We start from the raw sequence: 4,963 nt of genomic DNA, 5'->3' as shown, positions 1-4,963 counted from the left end.
CCTTTTCAAGTTTAAAAATCATTGCCGTAGGCGCATCGGCTGACAATCGTAGGATAAACCCGACATGGCCGGGCGTGCTTGTAGGCAAGCGCCGCGAGTTTGCGCGTGGCACTGGTCTGACGCGGAGCGGCAGCCTATGATTCCCAAAAACACAGGCTGATTACGTCTGGAGACATCATGAAACACCTCTTGCCCTTGACCCTGATTGCCTTGATGAGCTTGCTGCTGAGCGGCTGCCCTGACGCCAAAATACCGAAACCGCCGCCTAAAGTTCCGGTGCCCAAAGCGGCCGCCAGCGCGCTGCACAGCCCGGCTGACGTTGCGTTCCAGCGGCTCGGCTTTTTTGTCTGATGACGGCATGAGATTTCTGATCGCCGCCAGTGCCGTCTGCCTGAGCGCCTGCACGCTGCCGTCATCAATCGGTCCCGCCGCACCCCTGGTAAACGCAGGCGGCCAGATGTACCGAATTGGCCAGCTGACCGACAGCACCTGGACCGCAACGCCCACCGGGATGCTGAGGCCGCTGGCGCTCAGCACGTCCAGCCGGGGGATGCTGCTGGAAGCGATAGAAAAAACGTCGGGCTGCAAAGTAACCGACAGCGACTATTCACGCCAGGGCCTGCAACTCGATGCCCAGGTCGACTGCGGCAGCAAGCTCAACCACCAGGCCCCCTCCACGCAGCAGCATCCAGCCCATCAGCGCAAGCAACTATCAACGCCATAGCGACCCAGCCGCTTTACACATTAACCCCGCGGTGCCACAAAAAACTTTACGTGGCATGCGCAACGCCGTAACAAGCCGGGGCAGACACTCCCATTAACAACCGAAGGAAACTTTAATGACCCTTAGTAACCCGCTCAAAAAAATCCTGCTGGCTGCCCTGCTCGCAGGTGCCGCAGCCGCGCCGGCCCTGGCGCAAGTCAGCATCAACATCAACCTGGCGCCACCGCAACCGCAATACGAAGTCGTTCCGGTGCTGGCGCCCAACCGCATCTGGGCGCCCGGTTACTGGGCCTGGAATGGCGATCACCACGTCTGGGTTCGCGGTCAGGCCATCATGAAGCGCGACGGCTACCGCTGGGCACCCGACCGTTGGGAGCAAAAAGGCAGTGGCTACTACCGTCAGCCCGGCAGCTGGGTGCGCGAAGTCCAGTACGCGCCGGTCAAAGAGAAAAGGGCCAAGAAGATCAAGTATGACGAGGGCAAGCACTATGGCGAACGCTGGGATGAAGGCAACGGTAATGGCAAGGGCAACGGCAAAGGCCACGGACCCAAGCACTGACACCGGATTCACTTCCGTGTGAATGCAAAAAAGCTGGCAGTGCCAGCTTTTTTTGCGTCTGCCGGGCGCCATCGTCAGGCGTCCAGTTCCGGGTATCGGCGAAAAATGCCGTCCTCGTTGAAGGCCAGGCGCCGATCGCTGGCCAGGTAGGCCGCTACCCGCTTGTGCCCTGCCACGCGGTCATGCAAGGCCTCGAGGCACGGCGTTTGTGTCAACGCTCGCCGGCCCGCTTTGGGAAAGGCGTACAGCAGGCCTTCGACCAGCTGGAACAGCGACAGGTCGGCGTAGCTCAGCCGCGCACCCACCAAATGCGCACGGCCCTTGGGGTTGCGTTGCAGCACGCTTTCAAACCACGCCAGATACTTGGGCACACGCAGCTCGCGGAATTCCTGGGCGCGTCTGGCGGCCTCGGGTTTCTGGTCCTCGTAGTAGAGGCTGCTGGCAATCGGGTGATGCGTGTCGTGCGCCTCGGCAACCGCATCGGCAATGGTCAGCTGAAGCTGGTGCGTCCACAGGCGCTGGCCCTCGCTTTTCGCCACCAGACCCAGGCGCGGGCCCAGGTAGAGCAAGATCGCAGCGGTCTGGCCGACGACCACCTGGCCATCGACCAGAAAAGGCGGTGCAAACGGCGGGTGCGGCAGGTCAGGGCTGTCCATGAAGCGCATCATGGCCGCCACGCCCTGCCCGTCACCCTCGGGACCGCGCGCCACGTCCAGGTAGTCGGCGCCTGCGGCTTCCAGGGCCAGGCGGACAAATTCGCCGCGCCCCTGAATCGTCGGCCAGTAGTGCAACTCGTACGGCATGGCCGCCTCAGCCCGCAGCCGCGATCTGGCGCAGGGCCTGCTCAAACACCTCGACCGGCTGGCCGCCCGAGATCAGGTGGCGGTCATTGATGATGACGGCGGGCACCGAGTGAATGCCCTGACTCAGGTAAAACTGCGCACGCTCGCGCACTTCGTCAGCGTAGGCGTTGGAGGCCAGAATCTCGCGGGCACGCGCCGCATCCAGGCCCACCTCGCCCGCCACGCGCGCCAGCACCTCGTGCGAGGCAGGGCTTTGGCCGTCGGTGAAGTAGGCCGCGAACAGCGCCTCCTTCAGCGCCCTTTGCTGGTCTGCACCCGCAATCTCGGCCCAGTGCAGCAGCCGGTGCGCGTCGAAGGTGTTGTAAATGCGGTGGCGCCCACCGCCGGGTTCATCGGCTGCGCTGAACTTGAAGCCCAGCTGCGCGCCGCGCACGCGAATGTTTTCGCGGTTGGCATCGGCCTGCTCGGGGGTGATGCCGTACTTTTGCGTGATATGTTCGGTGATTTCCTGGCCTTCAGCGCTCATCTGCGGATTGAGCTCGAAGGGCTGGAAATGCAGCTCGGCGGCGACGTCGCCGGCCACGCGCGCCAGCGCCTGGTCCAGCGCTTTCAGGCCGATGACGCACCAGGGGCAAGAAATATCGGAAACAAAATCTATTTTGAGGGGAGTGGTCATGCTGGCCTTTGTGGATGCGCGCGCAAATCCGGATTTTGCGGCAGAAGCTTTCACCCTGTGTTGATGCGGGGACTATTCAAGGGCTTTACCGGGGGCGGGTAGGCCGCCACTGACAGCAAACAGCGCCCATCCCCGATGGTGTGAAAACCGGCTCAGACGCATAGTCAGCCCATAACTTTGGAGAAAATAAATGTCTTTCGCAATTTACATGGTCGGTTTCCTGATGTTTCTGGGCGGCGTGGTCTGGGGCGCCGTGGTGGCGGGTGTGCCCCACCTCTACATCGGCATCGGCTCACTGATCGTGCTGGGCATCGGCATTTTCAGCGCGGTGGGCCGCACGCGCAGCAAAGACGCTTCCTGAGACTTTTTTATCAGTCATTCTGGCCTCCCGCCTGACAAAATCAGGGTGTAAGCAGCTATTTAAACCATAGCACCAATGCAGTTCGTAGCAAGAAGCACGGGCCACCGGGTGCGCCCGCCAGCGCTGGCACAAAGTCCGCCATGGCGACTTCGCGTCAGGCAAATGCCAAACCTCATGCCTATACTTTTAAAGTATTTTTTCTTCCCGGCCCCGGGCCGTCCCCCAGGAAAGCCAGCATGACCGAAGCATTCATCTATGACGCCATCCGCACGCCACGCGGCAAGGGCAAAAAAGACGGCAGCCTGCACGAGGTCAAGCCGGTCAATCTGCTGGCCGGCGTGCTGACCGAGTTGCAGCGCCGGAGCGGCTTTGACACGGCGGCCGTTGACGACGTGGTGATGGGCGTGGTTTCGCCGGTGGGCGAGCAAGGCGCGGTGATTGCCAAGGTGGCAGCACTCAAGGCCGGCTGGGACTTTCGCGCCTCGGGCGTGCAGATCAACCGTTTTTGCGCCTCGGGCCTGGAAGCGGTGAACATGGCGGCGCAAAAGGTGCGCTCGGGCTGGGAAGACCGGGTGGTGGCCGGCGGCGTGGCAAGCATGAGCCGGGTGCCGCTGGGCGCTGACGGCGGCGCCTGGGCGCAAGACCCCGAAACCCACAGCGCCACGCTGTTTGTCCCGCAGGGCATAGGCGCCGACCTGATCGCCACGATAGAGGGCTTTAGCCGCACCGACGTGGACGACTTTGCACTGGAAAGCCAGCGCCGCGCCACCAAGGCGCAAGCGGCCGGCTACTTTGCGGGCTCCGTCGTTCCTGTCAGGGACTCGATCGGGCAGATCATTCTGGACCACGACGAATTCATCAAACCCCACACCACGCGGGAAGGCCTGGCGCAACTCAAACCCGCGTTCGGGCAGCTCGGCGCCCTGGGCTTTGACAGCGTGGCCCTGCAGCGCTACCCGCAACTCGAACGCATTCACCATGTGCACCACGCTGGCAACTCGTCGGGCATTGTCGATGGCGCTGCGGCGGTATTGATTGGCTCGGAAGCGGCCGGCAAAACCCACGGCCTGACACCCCGGGCGCGCATTGTGGCCGCCGCCCTGAGCGGCGCCGACCCGACCATCATGCTGACCGGCCCCATGCCGGCGGCGCGCAAGGCGCTGGCCAAGGCCGGCATGACGGTGGACCAGATCGACCTGTTTGAAGTCAACGAAGCCTTTGCCGCCGTGGTGATGCGCTTCATGCGGGAAATGAAGGTGCTGCCGGACAAGGTCAATGTGAATGGCGGCGCGATTGCCATGGGCCACCCGCTGGGCGCCACGGGCGCCATGATTCTGGGCATGCTGGTGGACGAGCTGCACCGGCGCCAGCTGCGCTACGGCATGGCCACGCTGTGCGTGGGCGGCGGCATGGGCATTGCCACCATTGTGGAAAGAATCTGATGAAAACCATCCAGTACGCGCTGAACGAGGACGGCGTGGCCACCCTCACGTTTGACGAGCCCGGCTCGCCGGTCAACACCCTGTGCCAGCAGTGGCAGGACGACCTGAGCGATGTCACGGCGCTGATTCTTAAAAACAGGGACGCGATCAGGGGCATCATCCTGGCCTCGGCCAAAAACACTTTTTTTGCCGGCGCCGACCTGAAAGCTGTGATGCGGCTGCAGCCCTGCGACGCGCCGCTGGCCTATGCCGAAGTCGAGCGCCTGAAACACAATTTCCGCACGCTGGAAACACTGGGCAAGCCGGTCGTCAGTTGCCTGAACGGCACGGCGCTGGGCGGCGGCTGGGAAGTTGCGCTGGTGGGCCACCACCGGATAGCGGTCGACGACCCGAAAATC

Annotated in this window: 8 protein-coding genes; 6 read left to right on the top strand and 2 right to left on the bottom strand. The window is 63.0% G+C overall.

Going from position 1 to position 4,963, the window contains the following annotated elements:
• Positions 1-177 precede the first annotated feature (177 nt).
• The 3 genes from Q8K05_RS01405 to Q8K05_RS01395 all read left to right on the top strand — a co-directional run bounded on the left by Q8K05_RS01405 (position 178) and on the right by Q8K05_RS01395 (position 1,283).
• Entirely contained in the window at positions 178-351 is a 174-nt protein-coding gene (locus Q8K05_RS01405; RefSeq protein ID WP_305244764.1) for a hypothetical protein, read from the top strand.
• Positions 352-358: 7 nt separating this feature from the next.
• Positions 359-724 (top strand): hypothetical protein, encoded by a 366-nt coding sequence (locus Q8K05_RS01400; RefSeq protein ID WP_305244763.1) that lies wholly within the window; start codon positions 359-361, stop codon positions 722-724.
• Positions 725-839: 115 nt separating this feature from the next.
• Positions 840-1,283: a hypothetical protein gene (locus tag Q8K05_RS01395; RefSeq protein WP_305244762.1), complete on the top strand. Its 444-nt coding sequence runs from the start codon at positions 840-842 to the stop codon at positions 1,281-1,283.
• A gap of 74 nt (positions 1,284-1,357) precedes the next feature.
• Here the strand turns inward: Q8K05_RS01395 and Q8K05_RS01390 are convergent, their stop codons facing one another.
• Complete coding sequence (locus tag Q8K05_RS01390) at positions 1,358-2,086, bottom strand: glutathione S-transferase (protein WP_305244761.1); 729 nt, start codon at positions 2,084-2,086, stop codon at positions 1,358-1,360.
• A 7-nt stretch (positions 2,087-2,093) separates the two neighbouring features.
• The gene (locus Q8K05_RS01385) at positions 2,094-2,762 is read right to left on the bottom strand and encodes a DsbA family oxidoreductase (RefSeq protein WP_305244760.1); all 669 of its coding nucleotides are present in this window, start codon (positions 2,760-2,762) and stop codon (positions 2,094-2,096) included.
• 190 nt (positions 2,763-2,952) lie between these two features.
• On the opposite strand from Q8K05_RS01385, the gene Q8K05_RS01380 reads away from it, so the two are divergent.
• The 3 genes from Q8K05_RS01380 to Q8K05_RS01370 form a co-directional block, all read left to right on the top strand.
• Positions 2,953-3,123, top strand: a complete 171-nt coding sequence (locus Q8K05_RS01380) for a hypothetical protein (RefSeq protein WP_293464583.1) — start codon at positions 2,953-2,955, stop codon at positions 3,121-3,123.
• A 236-nt stretch (positions 3,124-3,359) separates the two neighbouring features.
• Positions 3,360-4,565, top strand: coding sequence for an acetyl-CoA C-acetyltransferase (locus Q8K05_RS01375; RefSeq protein ID WP_305244759.1), 1,206 nt, complete (start codon positions 3,360-3,362; stop codon positions 4,563-4,565).
• Positions 4,565-4,963: enoyl-CoA hydratase-related protein (locus Q8K05_RS01370; protein WP_305244758.1), on the top strand; the 399-nt coding region annotated here is incomplete at its 3' end. The genes Q8K05_RS01375 and Q8K05_RS01370, both read left to right, overlap by 1 nt.

It is taken from the genome of Polaromonas sp., assembly GCF_030682935.1.
GTDB lineage: Bacteria > Pseudomonadota > Gammaproteobacteria > Burkholderiales > Burkholderiaceae_C > Polaromonas.
Note: the sequence above shows the minus strand (reverse complement) of the source record. Positions and strands in the feature narration are given on the sequence as shown.

Coding starts and splice junctions, on each gene's coding strand:
- Q8K05_RS01395 (WP_305244762.1), top strand. CDS start 840: ATGACCCTTAGTAACCCGCTCAAAAAAATCCTGCTGGCTGCCCTGCTC.
- Q8K05_RS01400 (WP_305244763.1), top strand. CDS start 359: ATGAGATTTCTGATCGCCGCCAGTGCCGTCTGCCTGAGCGCCTGCACG.
- Q8K05_RS01380 (WP_293464583.1), top strand. CDS start 2,953: ATGTCTTTCGCAATTTACATGGTCGGTTTCCTGATGTTTCTGGGCGGC.
- Q8K05_RS01385 (WP_305244760.1), bottom strand. CDS start 2,762: ATGACCACTCCCCTCAAAATAGATTTTGTTTCCGATATTTCTTGCCCC.
- Q8K05_RS01405 (WP_305244764.1), top strand. CDS start 178: ATGAAACACCTCTTGCCCTTGACCCTGATTGCCTTGATGAGCTTGCTG.
- Q8K05_RS01375 (WP_305244759.1), top strand. CDS start 3,360: ATGACCGAAGCATTCATCTATGACGCCATCCGCACGCCACGCGGCAAG.
- Q8K05_RS01390 (WP_305244761.1), bottom strand. CDS start 2,086: ATGCCGTACGAGTTGCACTACTGGCCGACGATTCAGGGGCGCGGCGAA.